Source organism: Onishia taeanensis (assembly GCF_003268885.1).
GTDB lineage: Bacteria > Pseudomonadota > Gammaproteobacteria > Pseudomonadales > Halomonadaceae > Onishia > Onishia taeanensis_A.
The window spans coordinates 518,103-541,718 of sequence record NZ_QLSX01000001.1; the positions used below are offsets into that span (position 1 = coordinate 518,103).

Here is a 23,616-nt window from a genome sequence, read left to right on the forward strand (position 1 = left end):
AGGTGACAGCTTACCCAAATCCGGCAAGATGCACTTGTTAGGAGTTTTGTTTGGTATGTTGCTCATTTGCAATATCAAATATCTCTGAATCCAATGCAAATGTCTCCCTCATTCCGTCTGCGCTCATTGACGCCCATAACACTTCTCTTTGAATCAATGACTCTACAGCCGCAGACGATACAGCCTCGTTATTCATTTGCCCCCAGGTTAAAACACTACCACCGGATTTTACATATGATGCGATGACTTCTTTCTCTTCAGTGCTGAACTTCTTGTATGTATTAAGAGATTTTTCTTTGCTAATATTTCGTTGTTTATTGCGCTCGATTTTCTCATTTATACCGGTTGAAACAAGCCGAATAATTGGGAAAGAAATTATTGTAGAAAAAGCTGCAATAACCCAATCATTCGTTAAAAGATAGACGACTAAACCGATTAATCCTGAAAGTGACGTGGCAAGACTTCTGCCGAAATCATTCTCGGCATAAACACGATCAGCCCATTTCTCAATCGATTTCATATGACTCCTAACGCCAAAATTAGCAGCGAGTTTACGAGTCTGCTGCATTTTCTTGTTCAATGTATTTCATGTGACGAGCCAGCTCATGCTCAAGCTTCATTGTTCGCTGCTGCATCTCTTGATACCTGTCTTTTGATTCTTCCAGCCGGCTTCTTACCAAATGATATTTCTCGTTTATATCTGAATGATGATGCATGAATGTCTCCATATCTAATTCACGTTCATCCTCTGAATAGCTTTCTCTATACTTCCTCAACTCCATCCTTTCAGCGTCTAACATATGACGCTTTTCCTGAAGAGAAGCCATCTCACTTTCATGCTTCATCATTTGATGACGAGTGTGCTCAAGTTCTTGCATCATATGACTAATCTTGGATTTTTGTCGATTAAGTAACTCATACTCTTGCATTTTCCTAATCGCCATTCTATCTCGGCGCCTAACTTCACGTATCTCTTCAACAATCTCTGGGCTAACCTGCTCACCCAAATTCTCTCTGGCTAGCTCAAGGAATCGATCCGCTTGATACATATGAAAAGTATTATTAGCGTTATCCTTAAATTCCTTTACCAACTCAGGGCGAGGACCAACCGTTTTTCCTTTAAACTTTTCCCACCAATCTTCTTTTTTATCATCTGTAACAAGCACGATACCTTTGTCGACTTCAATGGAATGCTCTAGAACTTGTTTCCAAACTATTAGGTCGCCAAATTCTCGACATTTTTCAGTAAAAACTTCAGTATCTTTAGACTTTGAACCATCTTTAAATCCCGGTGGAATTTTCTGTCTATAGCGTTCCTCACCTTCAATAATAAGCTTCTCTAGCTTTTCTTTATCAAAAGGCCGCCCCACTCTGTTTTCAAATACTTTTGATATTGAATCTTTTATTTCATCATTCGATATTCGCCTTGTATGAACTTCTTTGTTACGCAACAATTCCTCACAAAGGCTATTAAATACAGAATCAACTTTTCGCATTGTCTGTGCATTTACAAAAGGGTGCTGTCTAGCATTGTCTAAATCACTTTTAAGGCTGTTAATAGACTTAACCGTCGAATCATAAGATTGCTCCTGTTGACCTATTACAGATAATCGGTTATTTAAGTATTCTTCAGCAGCTCGATGTGGCAACCATACCCTATCCTTTATTTTTTCCAGCAAACTGAGAAACTCACTCCTCGTAGCATCTGAGTATCGATACAAATTGAGCAGTATGTTTGCATCAAACACAAAAATAGCTGAATCCCATACTCCCCTTAGGCCTTCTTGAGATTCTCTAAAGTGTCCTGGGAACAAATCTTTCATCGATACTCCTACATTGAACAGGTATTAGACAGCGCGCTCGTTTATTGACTTGAACGAGCGCGCGCGTTCAACATTATTATGCCGCCACATCAACCCATTGATTTTTCAGTGTATTTTGTTGACGTGGCTATATAACACCAATAAACGTGCATGCTGCCTTTGCCAGCAGGGCCGCTTTGGGTCGTAAGAAGCCATTCATGGGGTGATGTCTCCATCATACGCCGACGCTGCTTACCCTCGGTCCGACCATAGCCTTTCGCTTATAAAGGCACAACGCCGACGATGGTCACGCTCGGCTGTCTTGCAGCGCCCGTTCCGCTTGCTTGAGTTCGAACTGGCTGAAGACCCGCACGCCGTGGCGTTCGAGTAATGCGGCTGTCACGCCTTGGCCGGGCACGCGGTGGCCGGTGAAGCTGCCGTCGGAGAGAGTGCGGCTGCCGCATGAGGGACTGGCTTCGGTGAGAATGGCGACGCGGATATCATGCTGCTGACACAGCGCCAGGGCCTGTTCGGCGCCGCTTAGGAAGGCTTGGCTGACATCTTCGCCATCCCGGGCGGTGCCGTCCAGCACCGCGGCGCCTGTGCCGCCCTGAATCTCGGCTGGAGGCCGCGGAGTGCTCATGCCGGCCTGTACTTCGGGGCAGGCGGCTATCAGGCACCCTTCCCGGCGCCAGCGCTCCAAGGTGGGATCATGCAGCGCCTTGGCGCCGCCGTCGTAGCGCACCGGCTGGCCGAGCAGGCAGGCACTGATCAGTAGCTTTTCCATAAGCGCTAGCCTGCCATGCCACACCGGCGCATGGGAATCTCATTTACCGCCTCAGGCCCCCTGAGCCATGGCCTGCTGGAGGAAGGCCTCGCAGCGTTGGCGCGCTGGGCGCTGGTTAAGGCCAGCACAGTAAGCCTCGAACTCGGGCCGCCAGGGGATGGAGCCAAACTGCAGGCCCCAGCTCAGGTGAGCCCCCACATAGATATCCGCGGCACTGAAGGTGTCGCCGGCAATATAGCGCTTGCCCGCAACAGCGCCTGCCAGGGTATCGAGCACCGCCTGAAGGCTGCCGCAGCCAAGCTGCATCTGCTGACGCTCGTCCGGATGGACTCCCAGCAGGCCATTGAGCGAGACGGCGGTTTCCAGCGGCCCAGCCGCGAAGAACAGCCAGCGGTAGTAGTCGCCCCGCAACGCCAATGGCGGCGCTAGCCCGGCTTGGGGGAAGGCATCGGCCAAGTAGGCACAAATGGCGGCGGTCTCGGTAACCACTACATCGCCGTGGCGAATCGCCGGCACCTTGCCCATCGGGTTGATGGCCAGGTAGTCCGCGGCTTTCATCGAGGTGCCGTAATCCAGCACTACCATGCGATAGGCTACGCCAAGCTCCTCCAGCATCCAGTGGACGATGCTTCCCCGCGACAAGGGATGGGTATAGAAGACCAGCTCGTCTGTCGCCGCCCCTTCCCCGCGATCACTGCCCCAGGGCCCCTCGCTGATCTGGCTGGCCGCGTCCTGTCCGACGGCGCCTTGATCGTTGCCCGCCAGTTTGAGGCCTGTCAGGCGCTGCGCTTGATCATCGGGTAGAGCATCCGACACCTTGTCACGCAGCTGTGCGGCCGGAGCGGCCAGCGGGCCCGCCGCATCCTCGACCTTAACCAGCCCCAGCGCCAACGCATCGAGCTGTTCGTCGGTCAGCATCAGCGCCGGAAGCAGCACCCCGGGGGCCAACGTATAGCCGGTGCCGGGGACATGCTCGATGTCGGCACCTACCGCTTTCAGCACGGCGATATCCTGATACAGGGTGCGCAGCGAGATGCCCTGCGTCTCGGCCAGTGTCGTGCCGCTCACCGGACCCTCGTGGCGGCGCATTACACGGACAATATCCTGCAAGCGAGTCTTACGGGACATGTAGTTGGTCTCCTCGGGTTGCTGGCACTGGCGCCATCTTCTGGGCAGGTTGCTCAACGATGGATGGCTCAAGGCCTGATGCAAGGACTGTCTGGCAGCACGACTTGGCAGCACAGCCTGTCAGCACGGCGCGGCCAGCAATATCGACACGGGTGTCGGTTCTTGGGTCATGCAGTAAGCCCCAGACATGGCGTCCTTGATACGCGCTCTCACAGGCCTCCTAGCCTTCCGGGAGCGCGAACGCTTACAGACTAGCAGCAAGTGTCAAAAAACGAAGGGATGGCCGTAAAAAAAAATCAACAACACCCGCCTGACGCCATACTGTCAGCGAAGGGGCCTAGGCTGTGGCTGCCCGTCAATCGGCGCAGGTTGCCTGTGGGTTGTAAATCCAGGGCTTGTAAAACCAGGGCTTGTAAAACCAGAGCTCGAAGAATCAGGGCTTATAGAAGATGAAATCGCCAATGCTGGCCGTTTCGGTGAAATCCGCCGCCCAATAGGGAAGGATAGTGCGTTGATGGAAAAACATCGCCCCGCCGGTGTGATCCGAAAGCTGCCCATTGAGTGCCTGGCGCGCGACCTCCTTGACGATCGCATAGCGCTGCGGCTCCTGGACATCATCCCCGCGACCATCGCACCACCACGAAAACTGACAGTAGCCCTGCTCGCCGCCCTGCTTGACCACGCCACAGATGGTGTCCGGAAAACCGGCATCAGCGAGTCGGTTCATCACCACATTGGCAACGGCGGCCATGTCATCGGTGCCTTCTCCCTTGGCCTCCCAATAGACAGCACGCGCAAGGCAGGTGATCGCATCATCCAGGGGCGAAGCCCCCAACGGGTCCACCGCCTTGATGCCGGGACGAGTGATGGCCACGGCTGGGTCGGGGCGAGACTCGCTGCCACCGTCGACGATGCTCTGCTCGATCAATTCCGCCTTATCCTGGGCGATCGTGGACTTCTGCTCGCGGGTTAGCTGCTCGCTATCCGCCGCCATGACGGGCTTTGCGGTCATCAGCACCACCAGGCAGAGCACCAGAACTGACTGGTACATGGGTGAACCTCCTCAATGCAGCACCGCGGCGCCATGCCGACAGGGCTCCTCGACCGATAATACTCCACGGTATCGGTGCGGATAATCCACAAAAACGGCTAGCTTACACAAAATGCCTCGCCCACAAAAAACGGCGAACCGAGGTTCGCCGTGGAAGGTGGTCAGAGCGCCTGACCGAGAGAGACCGTTGTCGTGTAGATCAGATCTCGAAACCGAGGCCGAAGTCTTCGGCGGAAATCGCCATCAGCGAGGCGCCGCCGGCCTTGATCATTTCCGCATGGGCACGGGTGCGCGGCAGCAGGCGCTGATAGAAGAAGCGCGCGGTATCGAGCTTGGCCCGATAGAAGGCGTCCTCCTCGCCGCCAATCGCCTGCTGGGCCTGCTTGGCGGCGCGGGCGAACAGGTAAGCAAGGGTCACGTAACCCGAGTACATCAGGTAATCGACGCTGGCGGCACCGACCTCCTCGCGATCATTCATCGCCTTCATGCCCACGCCCATGGTCAGCTCGCCCCATTCGGCGTTGAGCTTGGCAAGGGGCGCCACGAATTCCTGAAGGGACGGATTATCGGCTTCGGCCTTGCAGAACTGGTGAATTTCCTTGGTGAAGACCTTGAGGGTCTCGCCCTGGCTCATCAGCACCTTGCGACCCAACAGATCGAGGGCCTGGATACCGGTGGTGCCCTCGTAGAGCCGAGTGATACGCGCATCGCGCACCAGCTGCTCCATGCCCCATTCCTTTATGAAGCCGTGGCCGCCGAACACCTGCACGCCCTCGTTGGTGGCTTCGAACCCGACCTCGGTGAGGAACGCCTTGACGATCGGTGTCAAAAGGCCAAGCAGGGTCTCGGCCCGCTCTCGCTCCGCCGGGTCCTGGCCGTGCTCGACCAGGTCAACCAGCTGCGCGGTGTACATCACCAGCATCCGCCCACCCTCGGCGAAGGCCTTCTGGGTCAGCAGCATGCGCCGCACATCCGGGTGCACGATGATCGGGTCGGCGGGTTTGGCCGGCGCCTTCGCGCCGGACAGCGCACGCATCTGCAGGCGGTCGCGGGCATAGCCAAGCGAATTCTGGAAGCTCGCTTCCATTAGGCCAAGACCCTGAATACCCACGCCGATGCGGGCCACGTTCATCATCGTGAACATGCAGGAAAGCCCCTTGTGGGGACGGCCCACCAGATAACCTCGGGCGCCATCGAAGTTCATCACGCAGGTAGCGTTGCCGTGGATGCCCATCTTGTGCTCAAGCGATCCGCAGGAGACGCCGTTGCGCGCGCCCGGGTTGCCGTTTTCATCCGGCATGTCCTCTGGCAAGTACTTCGGCACCACGAACAGCGAGATGCCCTTTGAGCCTTCCGGGGCGTCGGGCAGCTTGGCCAGCACCAGATGCACGATGTTCTCGGCCAGGTCATGCTCGCCCGCCGAGATGAAGATCTTGGTGCCGCTGATGTCATAGCCGCCGTCATCGGCCGGCACCGCCCGGGTCTTGATCAGGCCCAGATCGGTGCCACAGTGAGGCTCCGTCAGGCACATGGTACCGGTCCAGACACCCTCGACCAGCTTGGTCAGGTAGGTGGCCTTCTGCTCGTCACTGCCGTGGTGGCGCAAGGCATCGGCGGCGCCATGGGAGAGCCCCGGGTACATGCCCCAGGCCAGGTTGGTGGCGCAGGTCATCTCGGAGAGCGCCATGCCCAGCGAATGCGGCAGGCCCTGACCGCCGAATTCCGGCTCGGCGGCAAGGCTCGGCCAGCCCCCCTCGACGTACTGGCGGTAGGCCTCTTTGAAGCCCTTGGGCGCCTTGACCTCGCCGCCTTCCAGCAGGCAGCCCTCGCGATCGCCGCTCTGGTTGAGCGGCAGCAGCACCTCGCGGGAGAAGCGCGCGCCCTCTTCGAGAATCGCGCCGACGACATCCGGCGTGGCGTCTTCGCCGCCCGGCAGCCGCGCGTAGTGGCCGGGGAAGTCCAGCAGCTCGTCCATCACGAAGCGCAAGTCGCGCAGGGGGGCCTGGTAGTCGGGCATCTCGCACACTCCTGAAAACATCATCCACACGGCCGCTGCCGAAGGATTAAAACATGTGTTTGAAACTATCCAACTACCCGCCTGTAGTCAAGCGATCGTTTGAATAATGATCTGCCACCATGGTCGAGCCCCAGCGGCTGCGCCGACGGGATGAGCGTCGGATACATGACCATCAACACGTTAGGTACGACAAAAAAAGCCGCCGGACGCATAAGCGGCCGGCGACAGGCAATAAGAAAGAAGAAAGAAAACCGATAGCGAGCCCGGATCGCGCCGAGGCCTCACGGCAAGTGAATGGCTCACTGCATGCGAATCCCCCCGTCTAGTCGAATCACCTCGCCGTTAAGCATCACGTTAGTGATGATCTGCTCGGCCAGACTCGCGAACTCCGCGGGCTTGCCCAGACGCTTGGGAAACGGCACGGCGGCAGACAGCGCGGCCACCGCATCCTCGGGGATGCCGCTCATCATCGGGGTCTCAAAGACCCCGGGGGCGATACTCATCACCCGGATGCCGTGACGCGACAGCTCACGAGCCAGCGGCAGGGTCATGCCCGCCACACCGGCCTTGGAAGCGCTGTAGGCGGCCTGGCCCACCTGGCCGTCGAAGGCCGCCACCGAGGCGGTGGTGATGACCACCCCCCGCTCGCCATCTTCACCCGCGGCGTTATCGGCCATGGCGGCAGCGGCCAGCCGCAGGACGTTGAAGGTGCCGATCAGGTTGATCTCGACGGTGCGCGTAAAGCCTGCGAGGTCGGCGGGGTTGCCCTCTCGATCGAGCAGTTTGGCCACGCTGACCACGCCTGCACAGTGCACCACCCCGTGTAGACCACCCGTATTCAGGGCAAGGTCGACGGCGGCCTGGATATCCGCTTCCTTTGTCACATCGCCGCGACAGGCCGTGGCGGCCTCGCCGAGCCCGGCGGCCAGTTCGTCTATCGCGTCGTTCAGGTCGCAGAGCACCACTCGGGCGCCGCCGGCGACCAGGCGTTCGGCGGTGGCAGCACCGAGCCCGGAGGCGGCGCCGGTGATCAGGAAGGTTTTTCCAGTGACTTGCATGGTCTCTCTCCGGTTTATGACGCGCGGGCGTCGTCGGCTGCCTGGGCACGCAGCTTGAAGCGCTGGATCTTGCCGCTGGGCGTCTTCGGCAGCTCTTCGATGAAGGTGATGACCCTTGGGAAGGCGTGAGTCGACAGGCGCTCGCGCACCCGCTGACGAATCTCGTCGGCCAACTGCTCGCTGGCCTCGAAGCCTTCGCGCAGCACGATGTAAGACGTGATGATTTCGCCACGGATCTCGTCGGGCTGGCCGACGGCGGCACTTTCGGCAACCGCCGGGTGGGTCATGACGGTATTTTCGACATCAGTGGGACCGACCCGGTAGCCGGCCGTGGTAATGATGTCATCGTCGCGGCCGGCAAACTGGAAGGTGCCGTCCTCGGCCTGCACCACCACGTCGCCGGTCAGATAATAGCCGTCGACGAACGGCCGCTTTTCCTGCCAGGTGTAGCCCGCGAAGAAGTGTGCTGGAGAGTTGGCGATATCCACTGCCAGCACGCCGGGCTCGCCCGCCGGCTGTTCGTGATTTTCGGCATCGAGTATCACCAGACGATAACCCGGCATCGGCACACCCATGGCGCCGACATGCTTCGGGTGTTCGAGGCCGTGATGGTTGCAGCAGGTCATGCCGGTCTCAGTCTGGCCATAGTGGTCCATCACCGCACAGCCCAGCGCTTTTTCAACCCAGTTCACCACTTCGGTGTTCAGCGGCTCGCCGGCGGAGCTGGCTGCCCGCAGTGACAGGTCGCGGTGGGCATCATCGAACAGTCCCGACGCCTTCATCAGCCGGTAGGCGGTCGGCGCGGCGGCGAAGTTGGTAATGCCATGTCGCTGCATGAAGGCAAGCGCGCCCTCGGCCGTGAAGCCGGCCTCGCAGAAATGGGTGGTACCGCCCAGCAGCAGCGGGCCGGTGATGGCGTAATACAGGCCATAGGCCCAGCCCGGATCGGCCATGTTCCAGAAGCGATCATCGTCGCGCAGCCCGACGGCCAGCTCCATGTAGCTGGCAAAGGCCGGTAGCGCGGCCAGCGGCACCGCCACACCCTTGGGCTTGCCGACGGTCCCAGACGTAAACATCTGCAAGAAGGGGGCATCGCGGCTCAGGCGCGGCGGCGTGGCGGTCATCGGTTCATGGCCGATAGCCGTCTGCCAGTCGAGATCCTCTGGGTGCTCGGCATCGGCGCCTTCTATGCACATCACCGCCGGACACCGGGACAGGCCATCGAACTTGGCGCGATTGGCATGATCGGTGATCACCAACTGCGTGTCGGCCCGCGACAGGCGGTAGTCGACGGCATCCGGCCCGAAGGCGGTGAACAGCGGCTGGTACACGGCGCCAATGCGCCAGGTGGCCAGCACGGTGATCAACAGTGCCGGCGTGCGCGGCAGCATGCTGGCGATGCGATCACCGACGCCCAGTCCCCGTTCTTGAAACCAGCCGGCCAGCCGAGCGCTCTGGGCATCGAGCTCGGCATAGCTCAAGCGCGATACCTGACCATCGACGGACTCGTGCACCAGTGCCGTAACGTCGCCGCGACCGGCACGCAACTGGCGCCCGCAGCAGGCCTCATAGGCATTGAGATGGCCGTCACGATGGTCATCGAGACGGGCCACGCTTTCATCAAACGAAAAGGGCGTCTCATCGAACGAAAAGGCCGTATTGGGGGACTGAAACGGCTGGCGCGATGTTGTCATGTTGAGCCTTCTCCTGGGGCTTGGGCCTGTTGCGACCTTGGCTACCACATCATCTAGTTAACGTTAACGTCAACTAGTAAGTTAGCCGCATGGACAGACCTAGCAAGCGCTTGCTACAACGTCTTTAGTCGCGCACGCCAAAACGCCCTGACATGCGCTTGCTGCCAACGCCTAACGCGATGAAATAGCCTAGGGTCATAGAAACCAGAGCGCGATGAGACAGGAAAAAGCTCTGAGCGGCCAGAAAGCGCAGCGCTGAGATAATCGGAAGGAAGACGCATTGCCGCGCCGACGGCCAGAGCCGTCGATCGCGACAGATGATAGGAAACCGCCGAAGATCAGGCGGGCGTCGCCGCCGGCGCGCCGAGCATGTCGATCAGCTCGCTTGCCAGCGCATCGGGGGAGTAGGCACCGGCGGGGTCGTACCAGCGCACCGTCCAGTTCAGGGCGCCGAGCACGAAACGCGAGACCAGAAATTTATCACCGCGGATCAGGCCGGCCTCCAGGGCGTCGCCAATCACGTCCTGCCAGAGCTGTTCGTAGGCATCGCGCAGGTGACCAAGATGGTCGCGGGAGGCTTCGTCGAGCCGCCGCCACTCGTAGAGGGCCACCACATGGGCATTGCGATCGGTGAGCAGGGTCTCGAGGTGCGCGCGCGCCATGGCATGCAGCCTGGCCTCGGCCCCGCCGTCGCACTGCGCAAGGGCCTCGCGGGCGATGGCCAGGGCGTTATGGGTGCCCTCTTCGATGACCGCACAGAGGATTTCCTGCTTGTCGCGGAAATGATGGAAGAGGCTGCCCGATTTGATGCCCATTTCCTGAGCCAGCATGCGCACGGTGGTGCGATCGAAGCCTTCCTGAACGAACAGTTGGGCAGCGACGCGAATCAGTTCCCGGCGCCGCGGCGAGTCATTCACTACATTCATCGCATTTACACTAGCGCTTGCTTGGTTAGCCTTGAGAAGACCATAGCGCCCATCTGCGGTCAACGGCCCTGCCCCGCGATCGCCAAGGAGTCATACCATGTCCACTTCCCACGAGATCGTGATCCTGGCCGCCATCCGCACACCGATGGGCGGCATGCTGGGCAGCCTGTCGAGCCTCACCGCCCCTGAGCTCGGCGCTACCGCCATCCAGGCGGCCCTGTCGCAGGCCGGCATCGATGCTGGCGCTGTCGATGAAGGCATCTTCGGCTGCGTGCTGCCGGCCGGCGTCAAGCAGGGGCCGGCGCGCCAGGCGATGCGCCAGGCCGGGGTGCCCGACGGTGTCGGCGCCACCACCATCAATAAGCTGTGCGGCTCCGGCATGAAGGCCACCATGCTGGCACATGACCTGATCCGCGCCGGCAGCGGTGAGCTGGTGCTGGCGGGCGGCATGGAGTCGATGTCCAATGCGCCTCACGTGCTGACCAAGGCCCGTCGCGGCTATCGCCTGGGCCATGGCGAGCTCAAGGATCACATGTTCCTGGACGGCCTCGAAGATGCCGAGACCGGGCAACTGATGGGGGTGTTCGCTCAGAATATCGCCGATCAGCGCGGCTACAGCCGCGAGCGCATGGATGACTTCGCGATCGCCTCTCTGGAGCGCGCCATGGCGGCCCACGAGGCCGGGCACCTGGCCGGTGAACTAACGCCAGTCACGGTCAGCGGTCGCGGCGGCGACAGCGTGGTGGATCACGATGAGCAGCCCTTCCAGGCGCGCCTCGACAAGATTCGCGGCCTGCGTCCGGCCTTTGCCAAGGACGGCACCATCACCGCCGCCAACGCCAGCTCCATCTCCGATGGTGCCTCGGCGCTGGTGCTGGCCAGCCGTGAGGCCGCCAAGACCCACGGCGCCAGGCCGCTTGCCCGAATCCTCGGCCACAGCACTCACTCCCAGCACCCCAGCGAGTTCACCATTGCCCCGGTGGGCGCGATCGGCAAGCTGATGAAGCGCCTCGACTGGACGGTGGATGACGTCGACCTGTTCGAAATCAACGAAGCCTTCGCGGTGGTTACCCTGCTGGCCATGGATGGGCTGGACATCCCCCACGACAAGGTCAACATCTTCGGCGGCGCCTGCGCCCAGGGCCACCCCATCGGCTCCACCGGCTCGCGGATCATCGCCACCCTGATCAATGCGCTGCGCGTCACCGGCGGCAAACGTGGCATCGCCAGCCTGTGCATCGGCGGCGGCGAAGCCACCGCCGTGGCGGTCGAACTGCTCGACTAGCCGTGTGGGCTGGCTTGCCTGCAAAGATCGACACGCCATGCGCAAGGATCCTTCACCAACGCCCTGTGAAACGTAAAAAAAGGGGAAGCCGATTGGCTTCCCCCTTTTATTTCAGGAGCTATGTTTTAGGGCTTATGCTTCAGGGCTTATGTTTCAAGACCCGGTGCGTATGCCCGAGCGACTTAGCCGTAACGGCCGGTGATGTAGTCCTCGGCCTTCTTGGTATGCGGGTTGGCGAACATCGTCTTGGTGTCGTTGTACTCGACCATTTCCCCCAGGTGGAAGAAGGCCGTGTAGTCCGCCACACGTGCCGCCTGCTGCATGTTGTGGGTCACCGTGATGATGGTGAAGTCCTGCTTGAGCTTGTCGATCAAGTCCTCGATGGTCGCCGTGGAGATCGGGTCCAGCGCCGAGGTTGGCTCATCCATCAGGATCACATCGGGCTGCACGGCGATCGCGCGGGCGATACAAAGACGCTGCTGCTGACCACCGGACAGGGATGTGCCGGGCTGTTGCAGCTTGTCCTTGACCTCGTTCCACAGGCCGGCCTCGCGCAGCGCTTTCTCTACCAGCTCGTCCTGATCGGCCTTGCGGCTCACCAGGTCATGCATGCGCGGGGCGTAGGCGATGTTTTCGTAGATCGACTTGGGGAAGGGGTTGGGCTTCTGGAAGACCATGCCCACCCGACGCCGCAGCGCGACCTCATCCATCTTGGCCTCGTTGATGTCACGGCCGTCCATCTCGATCAAACCATTGAGCCGCACGCTGGGGATCAAGTCATTCATGCGATTGAGGCAACGCAGGAAGGTCGACTTGCCGCAGCCCGACGGGCCGATCAAGGCGGTGACGTTCTTCTGAAAGACATCGGCGCTGATGTTCTTCAGGGCCTGGGTGTCGCCATACCACAGGTTGAGATCGCGCACGCGAATGCTCAGTTCGTGATTGGCCTGTTCATTGCGGGTAACCGGCTGCCCGGTATCGTGACCTGACATGGCGACTCCACGGTCGGCAACTTTCATATCCATAGTGACGTATCCTGTTGCAAGTGCCGGTCGGTTACCAGCGACGTTCGAATTTCTTGCGCAACACCACGGCCGTTGCGTTGAGAGCGATCAAGATGGTCAACAGCACCAGAATGCCGCCGGCGGTCTTCTCGGTGAAAGCACGATCCGGCTCACCGGCCCAGGTAAAGATCTGTGCGGGCATCACCGTGGCGGCATCGGTAAAGGTCGCCGTGACATCGGGGATGAAGGCCACCATGCCGACGATGATCAGCGGCGCCGTCTCGCCCATGGCCTGAGCCAGACCGATGATCGAGCCGGTCATGATGCCCGGCATGCTGACGGGCAGCACATGGTCACGCACCACCTGCCAGCGCGAGCAGCCCACCCCGAAGGCAGCGTGGCGAATGGTATCCGGCACGCTGCGCAGCGCCGTGCGGGTAGCGATGATGATGACCGGCAACGTCATCAGCGCCAGCGTCAGACCGCCCACCAGCGGCGAGGAACGCGGCACACCGAAGAAGTTGATAAAAATCGCCAGACCCAGCAGACCAAACAGAATCGAGGGGATCGCCGCCAGGTTGTTGATATTGATTTCGATCATCTGGGTGAAGCGATTGTCAGGGGCAAACTCCTCAAGATAGACCGCCGTCATCACGCCGATCGGGAAGGCCACCGCAATAGTCACCAGCAACGTCATCACCGTGCCCATCGCGGCGGAGGCGATACCGGCGAGCTCTGGCATCTTGGAATCGCCGCGGGTGAAGAAGTTCGTGTTGAACTTGAGCTCGGCACGCCCCTCGGCGGCGAGCTCATCAACCACCGATTCCTCGCTGGCGCTCAGGTTGGTGTGATGGCCCTTCAGGTACTGATCGACCTGGCCGTCGGCCAGCACCCATTCCATGCGGGTGGTGCCGAGCAGGTCGGGGTTGTCTTCCATGCGCCCCGGAATCAGTCGCAGATAACCGCGGCTGACCAACGGGCGCACATCTTCCTCAACCGCTGCCAGAGGAATGTCCTGAGCCATCTCGTTGTAGTCGACCTGCACCTGAACCTGGGCCTGCTGAAACGCCGGCAGCCCCTTGATCAGCATGTCGGTAAAGAAGAACACCAGGAATAGCCCGGCCAGGCCCAGGGCGCCCATCGAAACCCACTTCAGGCGAGCAGACTTGCGATGGCGGCCCTTGAGCTGGGCGCTGATATCGTCGAAGGATTGTCTCATTGTCCGATTGGCCTCAATCGATCACAGGTTATTGGAGCGATACTTTTCGCGGAAACGACGGATCATGATCACCGAGACCATGTTCAACGTCAGGGTCACCACGAACAGCACCAGGCCCAGGGCGAAGGCAGATAGTGTCTCGGCGCTGGCGAACTCCTGATCACCGGTCAACGCCGCGACGATGCGCACCGTTACCGTGGTCATGTCTTCCAGCGGATTGGCGGTCAGGTTGGGGCGCATGCCGGCCGCCATCACCACGATCATGGTCTCGCCCATGGCACGCGATATGGCCAGTAACGAGGCTGAGATGATGCCTGGCAAGGCGGCAGGCACCACCACGTCCTTGATGGTCTCGGCGCGCGTCATGCCAAGCGCTAACGAGCCCTGGCGCATGCTGTCCGGGACCGCATTAATGACGTCATCGGAAAGTGATGAGATGAAGGGAATAATCATGATGCCCATCACGATACCCGGCGCCAGGGCGTTGCTGAAGGAAGCCTCCAGACCCACCATGCCGGCGACGCTGACCACCAGCGGCGCCACGGTAATCGCAGCGAAGAAGCCATAGACAACCGTAGGGATACCCGCCAGCACTTCCAGCATCGGCTTGGCGACGGTGCGCACCTTGGTCGGCGCAAACTCGGACATGTAGATCGCCGACATGAGGCCTACCGGAATAGCCACCAGCATGGCGACCAGGGTGATCATGAAGGTGCCGGCGAACAGCGGCACCGAGCCGAACTGAGCGGCCGTGGCTCCCTCTTCGGCGCGGCCCGCAGCGGCCAGGAAGCTTGCACCGGGGTTCCATGTAGTACCGGTGATGAAATCCCAGAAGCTCTGCATCTGGAAGAAACGAATCGCTTCGGAAATGATCGAGATCAGAATCCCGAAGGTCGTGAAGATCGAAATCATCGCCGCACCGGCCAGAATAAAGCGAATGGTTCGCTCTATGGCCTTGCGCGCATGAAAATCAGGGCGTACCTGCGTCATTGCCACCATCATGCCGCCGGCGGCGACTACCAGGCTGGCGGCCAGCAGGTAGGGCGTGGGGATATTTGCCCCCATCAACAGCAAGGCGAAGGCGCCAATGGCCCCCACGGCCACCGCAGGCCCGGCAGTGGCGAGGGCCGCAAACCAGGCATATTGGTCGGGCTGTGCATACATCGCGGTACCACTGGCACGCACCTTGGCGGCCTTGGCACGGCCCATGAAGAAGGCTATCAGCCCCAACACCAGCAAGGCGCCGCTGAATAGCAGGATCAGTTGGTTAGTCTGCATGGGAAGCTCTCAGTCAACGGGGCTCGGCAAAATCAGCTTGCCGGAACGTACAGAAGCCGGCAGCTCATCGCTGCCGGCCGATTCAACCATCAGGTGACGTTGCCGTTCACTTGATGTCAGACAGTTCCAGTGTCTTGTGGTTGGCCACTTGCTCGCGACGCTCGGCGCGCAGCTCCTCCGGAGCCGGGATCAGGCCGATGCCCTTGAGGTAGCCGATGTCACCGATCATCTTCTCGCTCATGAACAGGTTGGCATAGTCATTCATGGCCGGCACGTTGTCGGCGTGCTGGTTCTTCACGTAGAAGAACAGCGAACGAGACACCGGGTATTCGCCGCTGCCGATCGCTTCAGGCGTCGGCGCCACGCCGTCGATGTTGGAGCCGATCAGGGTGTCGCCGTTCTCTTCCAGGAAGGAGTAGCCGAAGATACCGAAAGCATCGGTGTTCTCGGCGAGACGCTTAACGATCAGGTTATCGTTTTCACCAGCATCGATGTAAGCGCCATCGGCGCGGATGTCGGTGTAACCTTCACCACCATAGGCTTCCATATCTTCGGAAGCGGCTTCCATCACCAGTTCTTCGAAAGCATCACGGGTGCCAGAGGTAGTGGGCGGACCGTAGACGGCAATTTCACGAGCCGGCAGAGACGAGTCGATCTCGTTCCACTGGGTGTAGGGGTTATCGACCAGTTTGCCATCGACCGGCACCTGGGCGGCCAGCGCCATGAACAGCTGTTCGCGAGTCACGGGCATCGCGTCATTTTTGCTGGACTGGGCAAAGGCAATGCCGTCATAACCGACCATGGCCTCGGTGATATCGGTCACGCCGTTCTCTGCACAGCGCTCGAACTCGGAGACCTTGATACGGCGAGAGGCGTTGGTGATATCGGGGGTATCATCACCCACACCGTTGCAGAACAGACGCAGACCGCCACCGGAACCGGTGGATTCGATGACCGGCGTCGGGTAATCGGTAGTGGCACCGAATTCTTCTGCAACGTAGCTGGCAAACGGATACACGGTGCTGGAGCCGACGATGCGCAGCTGGTCGCGAGCCTGAGCGGCAGTCGCAAAGCCCATAACGGCGGCAGCAATGGCGGTGGTCTTGAGAATACGGTTCATGCAGGTAACTCCTGTCGATGAGGGTGTTCAACCTTCGCGACACATAAGATGACGCAAGTAGATGACAACTTCGTGACATGTGAGACATCTTCGACACGCTAGACCAACACACCCACCACCGCCAGGCTGCACAGCAGCACGAACCCCCGTCGTAGAGCCTGTTGCAGGCCGGACAGTGTCCCTCTCGAACATCACGTCACGCCCCCGTGCGCTCATCAACTCCCGCCAATGCGCTCATCAGTTCCTCCAAATACGCCCTCTCTTCAAACCAGACCATCAGGTATTGACATCGCTTCGCACCAAGAACCTGAGGCCCAGGTTGCCCAGGGTAGAAACGCCAAGCATGGTCAGCACCATCGGCCAGGGGCTCTCGACCTCGAAAGCGCCGACCAATACCCCAGCCAGAGCACCGCAGGAAAATTGAATGCTGCCCAGCAGCGCCGTGGCAGTCGCGCTCATGTGGCTGAACTTTTCCAGTAGCGAGCTCATGGCATTAGGGGTAATCAAACCGATTTGCCCCATGAACAGCATGATCAGCGGCACCACGGTATAGAGCGAATCCAGCCCCAGGGCCACGACCAGCACCAGCCCACTGGCCGCCAGCAACTGCACACCCAGCCCCAGGCGCAGGTTCTGCTGGGGCGAGCGGTAATGCAGGAGAAGGATGTTAAGCCGATTCGACGACGCCATGACCACCACATTGGCCCCGAACACCACCGGGTACATGGCCGGTGACAGGCTGTAATAGTCCATGTACAGGAAGGGCGACGCGGTGATGAACGCGAACATCCCGGCAAAGGCCATCGCCACCGCACAGATATAGCCCATGGCCTCGCGGTGGCGAAAAACGCTGGCGTAATTGCCAAGCACTTGCCGGAAAGAGGCCGTGGGCTGGTCTGGCGAGCGCGTTTCGGGCAGACGAGTGCCAAGCAACCAGCCAAGAAAGGCGGCATAGGCCGCCAGGAACACAAAGATCAGCCACCAGTCAGCCAGGTACAGAAGACCACTGCCCACGGCCGGAGCGGCCAACGGCGCCAGCATCATGATCATGGCCATGGTCGACATCACCTTGGCGGCCTCGCGACCACTGAAACAGTCGCGCACGATAGCCGCCGAGTTGACCACGCAGGCCCCCCCGCCCAGTGCCTGCACGAAGCGAAAGGCCCACAGCGTTTCGAGCGAACTCACCTGTGTGATGGCCAAGCTCGCCAGGCAGAACACGAACAGACCAGTCAGCAGCACCGGCTTGCGTCCCAGACGATCGGACATGGGGCCGCCGGTCAGTTGACCGATAGCGAAGCCGAACAGAAAGACGCTGATCGACAGCTCAGTGTGATGAATGCTCGCTCCTACGGCCTCGGCCAGCGCCGGCATGGCCGGCAGGTAGGCATCGATAGCAAAGGGTGCCAACGCCGTGTTGGCAGCCACCAGCAGAGCCACTCTTCGGGTACTCAGTGTCACAGGGTGCTCCTGAGAGAAAGGGTCAGCGGAAACAGGGTAAGCAGAAAAATAGCGGGCTAAGGATAACCGATCCATCGCGACACTGCCGCCCTGACCGGCCGATACCACTGCCTGGATGAAATACCCCAACCGGCGCCATGCGCATCAGGCTCATGACCTCAGGTTGTCATACTTTGCTGATAAATCAGGGGACTATTATCAAGCATTCCTTTGAGTTCCGGGCACACGGAGCCGGGGCCTTGCGGCCCATCACACAGCAGGGGATAGACAACAGCATGCGATACTTCGACAACATGACGGTCAAGCTCAGTGGATCATTGGTACTGATTGCCTTCACGCTCATGCTTCTGGTCAGCGCCGGCCTCGGACTCTTCGCCAATCATTACAGCCGTCAGGCCTTCGGTACGCTCAACCAGATCAACGTCGAGCAGGCCCAGGCCCTCAATCATGCCTATGTCGACATGCTGCGCGCCCGAGTGGAGTTGAACCGAGCAGCTCAATTGGTCCGCAAGCCCTCATTCGATCGCCCCGGACCGGTCATCGAGCGCGCCGAAGGCCTGATGAGCTCGGCCGAAAAAGCCTTTCAGGACTTCCTGGCGATTCCTCCCCAGCCCTCCCAGACAGACACCATCGGCACCCTCAAGAATCACTTCCAGTCGCTGCTCAATACCGGCCTCTCACTGCAGTTGATGGTGCTCAAGGAAAACGACGTCGGCGCCTATGACTCCGGACAATCCCGCGTAAGCGACATGAGCGAGGCCTTCATGGAGAGCGCGGACGCCTTCTTCGCTGCCTCCCAGGAGAGCGGCAACGGCCTCGCCGCGCAGTTCGACCGCATGGGCACTTGGATGAACACGGCCATGGGCGGCGCCGTGGCCATTACCCTGCTGCTCGTGCTGGTGACCGTCTGGGGAGTCACCGTTAACGTCATCCGACCGCTGCGCCGACTCATCGGGCACTTCCGCCACATGGCAGGAGGCGATCTTTCCCAACCCATCGAGGCCAAGGGCAACAACGAGATCGGCCAGCTATATAGCGAGCTCTCCCGGATGCAACAGTCACTGGCAAACACTGTCGGCCGGGTGCGCGAGAGCAGCGCTACCATTCTGGACAGCGCCCAGCGCACGAGCGAGGGCAACCAGGAACTGTCCTCACGCACCCAGCAACAGGCCTCGTCGCTCGAGCAGACCGCGGCAAGCCTCGACGAACTGACCGCCACCGTGGCCCACAACGCCGACAACTCCCGTCAAGCGGCCAAACTGGCCGACGACGCCAGCAGCAAGGCCCGCGCCGGTGGTGAGGTGATCAGCAACTTCGTCGACACCATGAGCGAGATCAATGACCGCTCGACGCAGATTCACGACATCATCGCGCTGATCGACAACATCGCGTTCCAAACCAACCTGCTGGCTCTGAATGCCTCGGTGGAGGCAGCTCGGGCCGGCGAGCACGGCCGTGGTTTCGCGGTAGTGGCGAACGAAGTACGCTCGCTGGCCTCACGCAGCGCCAATGCCGCCAACGACGTGCGTCGCCTGATCGACGACTCCCGCCAGAGCCTCGAGCGTGGCAATACCCTGTCGACTGAGGCCAGCCAGGGGATGGAGACCGTCATCGCGGCGGTCGGTCAGGTCAACGACCTCATGGAGCAGATCGCCCAGGCTTCCGACGAGCAGCACCGTGGCATCGAACAACTCAACCAGGCCATGAACCAGATGGAGACCGTCACCCAGCACAATGCCCAACTGGTCGAACAGGCCTCTAAGGGAGCGATGTCGCTTGAGGATGAGGCCGAGCAGATGCGCCGTTTCGCCGCCCGCTTTACGACCAGTATGAACATGAAAGTCGGAGAAACGTCGCCATCTTCAGGCGCTGGGCTGAAGCCACCGACAGCGCATATTGAGACCGAGCACGACTGGATGCCCCGAGTCGTCGCCGATGAAGCGTCCCAGGCGTCAGGCGCAGATACACAGCGCGACACCGCCTTGCTACAGTGAAGGTCTGACTCACTCGAACATTCAGGATGACCATGACACAGGACAAGTTGACGCAGCTTAAAGCCATGACCACGGTGGTCGCCGATACTGGCGATCTGGACGCGATCGCTCGCTTCCAGCCCACCGATGCCACCACCAACCCCTCGCTAATCCTGCAGGCCGCACAGCAGGAGGGCCGCCGCGCCCGACTAGCCGAGCTGGCCCGCCATAGCACCGATATCGACGATGCCCTGGATGCCGTAGCGGTCGAAATCGGCAGCGAGATCAGCGCTCTGGTGCCAGGCTATGTGTCCACCGAGGTCAGCGCCCGCCTATCCTTCGACACCCAGGCCACCCTGGCCCGCGCTCATTCGCTGATCGATCGCTACGAGCGACGTGGCGTCGGACGCGAACGCATCCTGATCAAGGTCGCTTCAACCTGGGAAGGCATTCGCGCCGCCAAGCAGCTTGAGCGTGAAGGCATCCGCACCAACCTGACCCTGCTGTTCAGTTTTGCCCAGGCGCAGGCCTGTGCCGATGCCGGTGTCACGCTGATTTCACCCTTCGTGGGCCGCATCCTCGACTGGCACAAGGCGCACGAGCCCGAAGCGGACTTCAGTGGCGCCAATGATCCCGGCGTGCGCTCGGTGCGTGCCATCTATGAGCATTACAAGGGACACGGCTACAAGACAGTGGTGATGGGCGCGAGCTTCCGCAACGCCGGTGAGATCGAAGCCCTGGCCGGCTGCGATCGCCTGACCATTTCGCCGAAACTGCTCGCTGAGCTCTCCGAGGACAACGGTCCCCTGCCCCGCTGCCTGAGTGCAGAAGACGCCGAAAGCGCCAGGCCGGAAATCCTGGACGAGGGAGATTTCCGCTGGGCGATGAACGAAGACGCCATGGCCACCGAAAAGCTGGCCGAAGGTATCCGCAAGTTCATGGCAGACCAGCGCAAGCTGGAAACGCTGCTGGCCGAGCTGCGTAAGTAACCAGGGCCACCATCCGGACGACATTGCTATCGCGTCGTGAGCTTGTCGCCTTGGATATCTCGCTCCCAGGAAGCCGCAATGACAGAGGGCCGGTCGCTATCGACCGGCCCTCTTTATGTTGACTGCGTTTTATGTTGACTGCGTTTTATATTGACCGCTTCTCATGACGGCAGCGTCACTCTGTCAGCCCAATTGCGCGTCAGCCAAGGTCAGCCAAGTGCACGTCAGCCAAGTGCGCGCCAGCCAAGTGAGGTGGTTATGGCTCGCTCGGCTGGCGATGCTGCTCTTCGAGCAGCTCCACCAGCGGCTGGAACTCTTCGCGATTATGCTCGCTCATATGCATCAGGATGCGATGTGCTTCGAGAATACGCTCCTGAAGCACCAGCTCATCAGCGTTGACCAACGGCAGGTCCGCAAGCTCGGAGCTCTCCTGAATGGGTGACTCGACCAGGGTAAAATAGTCACCGAAACCCATCACGTCGAGCATCCGCCGTACATCCGGATTATCGACCACGATCGTCGGCGGCTGCTCGAGCCGATCGCGCACGGCAAGCGCCACCTTGGCCAGGAAGCCCAACGCGGTGGAGTCCACATTAGTGGCCTCGCGCAGATCGACCATCACGGTTTCCAGCCCCGGCATATCGGCCAGCCGCTGGGCCTGGCTGTCCAACGTCGCACTCAAGGTCAGGCGCACATCACCGGACAGCTTGAGGATGAAAACCCCAGAATCGATGGCCGCCTGAAGTCGCCCTTCATTCTTCATCATGGTAAAAACCGCTCAACGTCATGATCGTCAGATCGTCGGGCAGCTCCTCGTATCCCGGCGCGTGCCCACTGATGGTATCCTCGTCGTCCTCGGGAAGCCCGCCAAGTGACAGGCTCTCCCGCATTGCCGCCAGATCCTCACTGGCAAGCACCAGTCGCTCGAGTTCCTTGAGCCGCCCATCAAGCGTCCTGCCTGACAGGTACTCCAGCACTCCATCTGAACATAACCATAATCGGAAGTTTTGCGGCAGTGCACAACTCAACTTTGGATATTCCACATTCGGGAACAATCCGACCGGCATGCCTTCTCCCTCAAGCGGAGCAACGCTGCCCTCACTGACCAGCAACGGCATCGGCAACTGAGCCCCCAGCGAATAGTGCAGCCGACGGGTCTCGTGATCGATGACCCCCACGAACATGGCCATGTGTTTGCCAATACCCGTATCCAAAAGCTCACGATTCAGGTTCGCCAACCAGTCCGCTGCCAGGCACTCGGGATTGGCACCGTCCCACTCTCCCAACCAGCGGTTGCACAGGTACTTCAAAAGCACGGTGACAAAGGCCGATGAAGCGCCATGGCCGGACACATCGGCAAAATAGAAGACGCTGAAGCGCGCATCAAAGCGCTGGTAATCGAGAAAATCGCCGGACAAGTACAGCGATGGCGCCAACCAGTAATCACAGGTCACACCATCCAATGACAGCGGGCGGGGCGGCAGCAGCTTGCGCTGAATATGGCCACCGGCCTGCTGGTCGAGGCGCAGCATTTCCAGATGCGTCTCCAGGCTCTCGTTGAGCTCGGCGAGACGATCGCGATCACGGCGGTGTTCCTCCGCCAGCCGGCGATTCTCGATCACCTTGGCAATCATACGGCGCAGGATATCGCCATGACGCAGCGGCTCGATGATGTAATCGACCACCCCCGCATCCACGGCCTTGAGCAGATCACTGTCGAGGCGGCTGTCGCTGACAACCAGCGTCGGCAGCCGGGCAGTCAAGGACGACCAGTCGCGGGTCGGCACGGCCCGCACATGGGCGACGACCAGTTCGGTCTCGTTTGGCAGCTCCTCGGGCCGCTCGGCCGCTATCACCGCAAACGCGCCCTTGGCGACCACTTCGGCCAGATCGTCCCGCGCCTTGCCGGGCAGGTCGAGCACGCCGATCAGTATTCTTGGGCTGGCCATGCACTCCGTCCCCTTATCCCTAAACAGATAACCGCGGGAGGGCGCCCCTTCCCGCGGATCACTTCCGGGCCGCCGTCAGGCGCGCGTCACGGCGTCGGTGCCGCCTCGCTGCCAGCGTCGGGCTGGGTCGCACCGGCTTCGTCGTCAACCGCGAAATCGCTGTCGTCGAACTCGAAACTGTCGCTGGCGAAGGGGTCATCACCCATCTCGCCGTCGTTGACTTCGAAGCGCCGCTGCTGCAACCAGGCGTCACGAATGAAGCTGTAGCGATCCCCCTGGATAAGACGCTCCTGATCGAGCAGCGCAGCCCGCTTGTCGACCAGACGCAGGAAGGTCAGGCCATAGGCGACCTTATCTTCTTCCACATGGGTCACCGGGTCCGTGTACATGTCCACCGGCAGACCGGAGGTGTCGCGCACCGTGCTCGGCCCAAGCAGCGGCAGGACCAGGTAGGGGCCCTCGCCCACGCCCCATACAGCAAGGGTCTGGCCGAAATCTTCCTCGCGGCCGGTGATGCCCATGTCGGTGGCGACATCCACCAGCCCGGCCAGGCCCAGGGTCGAGTTGATCACAAAACGGCCGGTGGCGATGCCCGCGTTGTCCCACTTCCACTGCAGCACGCTGTTGAAGGCCGTGCCCACCTCACCGAGGTTGGAAAAAAAGTTGCCCACCCCTGTCTGCACCGGTGACGGTGTCACGTAGTCGTAACCCTGAGCAATCGGCTTCAGGGCATAGCGATCGACGGTGTCGTTGAAGGCGTAGACCTTGCGGTTGAAGCCTTCCCAGGGATCTTGCGGGTTACGCTCGGCGGTCTGGGTGCTGGCACAGCCAGCCATTCCCATCACGGTGCTTAGCAGGACAGCCTTCGCCATCAC

The 23,616-nt window shown here is 60.4% G+C and carries 20 protein-coding genes; 3 read left to right on the forward strand and 17 right to left on the reverse strand.

What is annotated here, in order from left to right:
- Positions 1-37: 37 nt before the first annotated feature.
- From BCL93_RS02510 to BCL93_RS02550, 9 genes are all read right to left on the reverse strand, one after another.
- Positions 38-520, reverse strand: a complete 483-nt coding sequence (locus tag BCL93_RS02510) for a hypothetical protein (RefSeq protein WP_112053513.1) — start codon at positions 518-520, stop codon at positions 38-40.
- Positions 521-551: 31 nt separating this feature from the next.
- Positions 552-1,823 carry a PIN-like domain-containing protein gene (locus tag BCL93_RS02515; protein ID WP_112053514.1) on the reverse strand — a complete coding sequence of 424 codons (1,272 nt, stop codon included), beginning with the start codon at positions 1,821-1,823 and terminating at the stop codon, positions 552-554.
- A 286-nt stretch (positions 1,824-2,109) separates the two neighbouring features.
- On the reverse strand, positions 2,110-2,589 hold the full coding sequence (locus tag BCL93_RS02520; RefSeq protein ID WP_112053515.1) for a DUF523 domain-containing protein: 480 nt from the start codon (positions 2,587-2,589) through the stop codon (positions 2,110-2,112).
- Positions 2,590-2,640: 51 nt separating this feature from the next.
- Complete coding sequence (locus BCL93_RS02525; protein ID WP_112053516.1) at positions 2,641-3,717, reverse strand: HTH domain-containing protein; 1,077 nt, start codon at positions 3,715-3,717, stop codon at positions 2,641-2,643.
- Positions 3,718-4,150: 433 nt separating this feature from the next.
- Entirely contained in the window at positions 4,151-4,768 is a 618-nt protein-coding gene (locus BCL93_RS02530; RefSeq protein WP_112053517.1) for a cell wall hydrolase, read from the reverse strand.
- A gap of 199 nt (positions 4,769-4,967) precedes the next feature.
- Positions 4,968-6,785 (reverse strand): acyl-CoA dehydrogenase C-terminal domain-containing protein, encoded by a 1,818-nt coding sequence (locus BCL93_RS02535; protein WP_112053518.1) that lies wholly within the window; start codon positions 6,783-6,785, stop codon positions 4,968-4,970.
- 299 nt (positions 6,786-7,084) lie between these two features.
- Positions 7,085-7,843: an SDR family NAD(P)-dependent oxidoreductase gene (locus BCL93_RS02540; RefSeq protein WP_112053519.1), complete on the reverse strand. Its 759-nt coding sequence runs from the start codon at positions 7,841-7,843 to the stop codon at positions 7,085-7,087.
- Between the two features lie 14 nt (positions 7,844-7,857).
- Positions 7,858-9,537: an AMP-binding protein gene (locus tag BCL93_RS02545; protein ID WP_112053520.1), complete on the reverse strand. Its 1,680-nt coding sequence runs from the start codon at positions 9,535-9,537 to the stop codon at positions 7,858-7,860.
- 338 nt (positions 9,538-9,875) lie between these two features.
- Positions 9,876-10,463 (reverse strand): TetR/AcrR family transcriptional regulator, encoded by a 588-nt coding sequence (locus BCL93_RS02550; protein ID WP_112053521.1) that lies wholly within the window; start codon positions 10,461-10,463, stop codon positions 9,876-9,878.
- A gap of 97 nt (positions 10,464-10,560) precedes the next feature.
- Between BCL93_RS02550 and BCL93_RS02555 the strand changes: the two genes are divergently transcribed.
- On the forward strand, positions 10,561-11,748 hold the full coding sequence (locus BCL93_RS02555; protein ID WP_112053522.1) for a thiolase family protein: 1,188 nt from the start codon (positions 10,561-10,563) through the stop codon (positions 11,746-11,748).
- Positions 11,749-11,930: 182 nt separating this feature from the next.
- On the opposite strand, the gene pstB is transcribed toward BCL93_RS02555, so the two are convergent.
- The 5 genes from pstB to BCL93_RS02580 form a co-directional block, all read right to left on the reverse strand.
- The gene (pstB, locus tag BCL93_RS02560) at positions 11,931-12,767 is read right to left on the reverse strand and encodes a phosphate ABC transporter ATP-binding protein PstB (RefSeq protein WP_425339109.1); all 837 of its coding nucleotides are present in this window, start codon (positions 12,765-12,767) and stop codon (positions 11,931-11,933) included.
- A 37-nt stretch (positions 12,768-12,804) separates the two neighbouring features.
- Positions 12,805-13,971, reverse strand: coding sequence for a phosphate ABC transporter permease PstA (gene pstA, locus BCL93_RS02565; RefSeq protein ID WP_112053523.1), 1,167 nt, complete (start codon positions 13,969-13,971; stop codon positions 12,805-12,807).
- A gap of 21 nt (positions 13,972-13,992) precedes the next feature.
- Complete coding sequence (gene pstC / locus BCL93_RS02570) at positions 13,993-15,249, reverse strand: phosphate ABC transporter permease subunit PstC (RefSeq protein ID WP_112053524.1); 1,257 nt, start codon at positions 15,247-15,249, stop codon at positions 13,993-13,995.
- 106 nt (positions 15,250-15,355) lie between these two features.
- Positions 15,356-16,369, reverse strand: a complete 1,014-nt coding sequence (locus tag BCL93_RS02575) for a PstS family phosphate ABC transporter substrate-binding protein (RefSeq protein ID WP_112053525.1) — start codon at positions 16,367-16,369, stop codon at positions 15,356-15,358.
- 276 nt (positions 16,370-16,645) lie between these two features.
- Positions 16,646-17,830, reverse strand: coding sequence for a Bcr/CflA family multidrug efflux MFS transporter (locus BCL93_RS02580; protein ID WP_112053526.1), 1,185 nt, complete (start codon positions 17,828-17,830; stop codon positions 16,646-16,648).
- A 275-nt stretch (positions 17,831-18,105) separates the two neighbouring features.
- On the opposite strand from BCL93_RS02580, the gene BCL93_RS02585 reads away from it, so the two are divergent.
- Positions 18,106-19,824 (forward strand): methyl-accepting chemotaxis protein, encoded by a 1,719-nt coding sequence (locus BCL93_RS02585; protein WP_181463013.1) that lies wholly within the window; start codon positions 18,106-18,108, stop codon positions 19,822-19,824.
- Between the two features lie 32 nt (positions 19,825-19,856).
- Positions 19,857-20,792: a transaldolase gene (tal, locus tag BCL93_RS02590; RefSeq protein WP_112053528.1), complete on the forward strand. Its 936-nt coding sequence runs from the start codon at positions 19,857-19,859 to the stop codon at positions 20,790-20,792.
- Between the two features lie 256 nt (positions 20,793-21,048).
- Here tal and BCL93_RS02595 read toward each other — a convergent pair whose 3' ends face one another.
- From BCL93_RS02595 to BCL93_RS02605, 3 genes are all read right to left on the reverse strand, one after another.
- On the reverse strand, positions 21,049-21,558 hold the full coding sequence (locus BCL93_RS02595; protein WP_112053529.1) for an STAS domain-containing protein: 510 nt from the start codon (positions 21,556-21,558) through the stop codon (positions 21,049-21,051).
- Positions 21,545-22,741, reverse strand: coding sequence for a PP2C family protein-serine/threonine phosphatase (locus tag BCL93_RS02600; RefSeq protein WP_112053530.1), 1,197 nt, complete (start codon positions 22,739-22,741; stop codon positions 21,545-21,547). The genes BCL93_RS02595 and BCL93_RS02600 overlap by 14 nt, the downstream gene beginning before the upstream one ends.
- A gap of 86 nt (positions 22,742-22,827) precedes the next feature.
- Positions 22,828-23,613: an MlaA family lipoprotein gene (locus tag BCL93_RS02605; protein WP_258395914.1), complete on the reverse strand. Its 786-nt coding sequence runs from the start codon at positions 23,611-23,613 to the stop codon at positions 22,828-22,830.
- Positions 23,614-23,616: the final 3 nt, after the last annotated feature.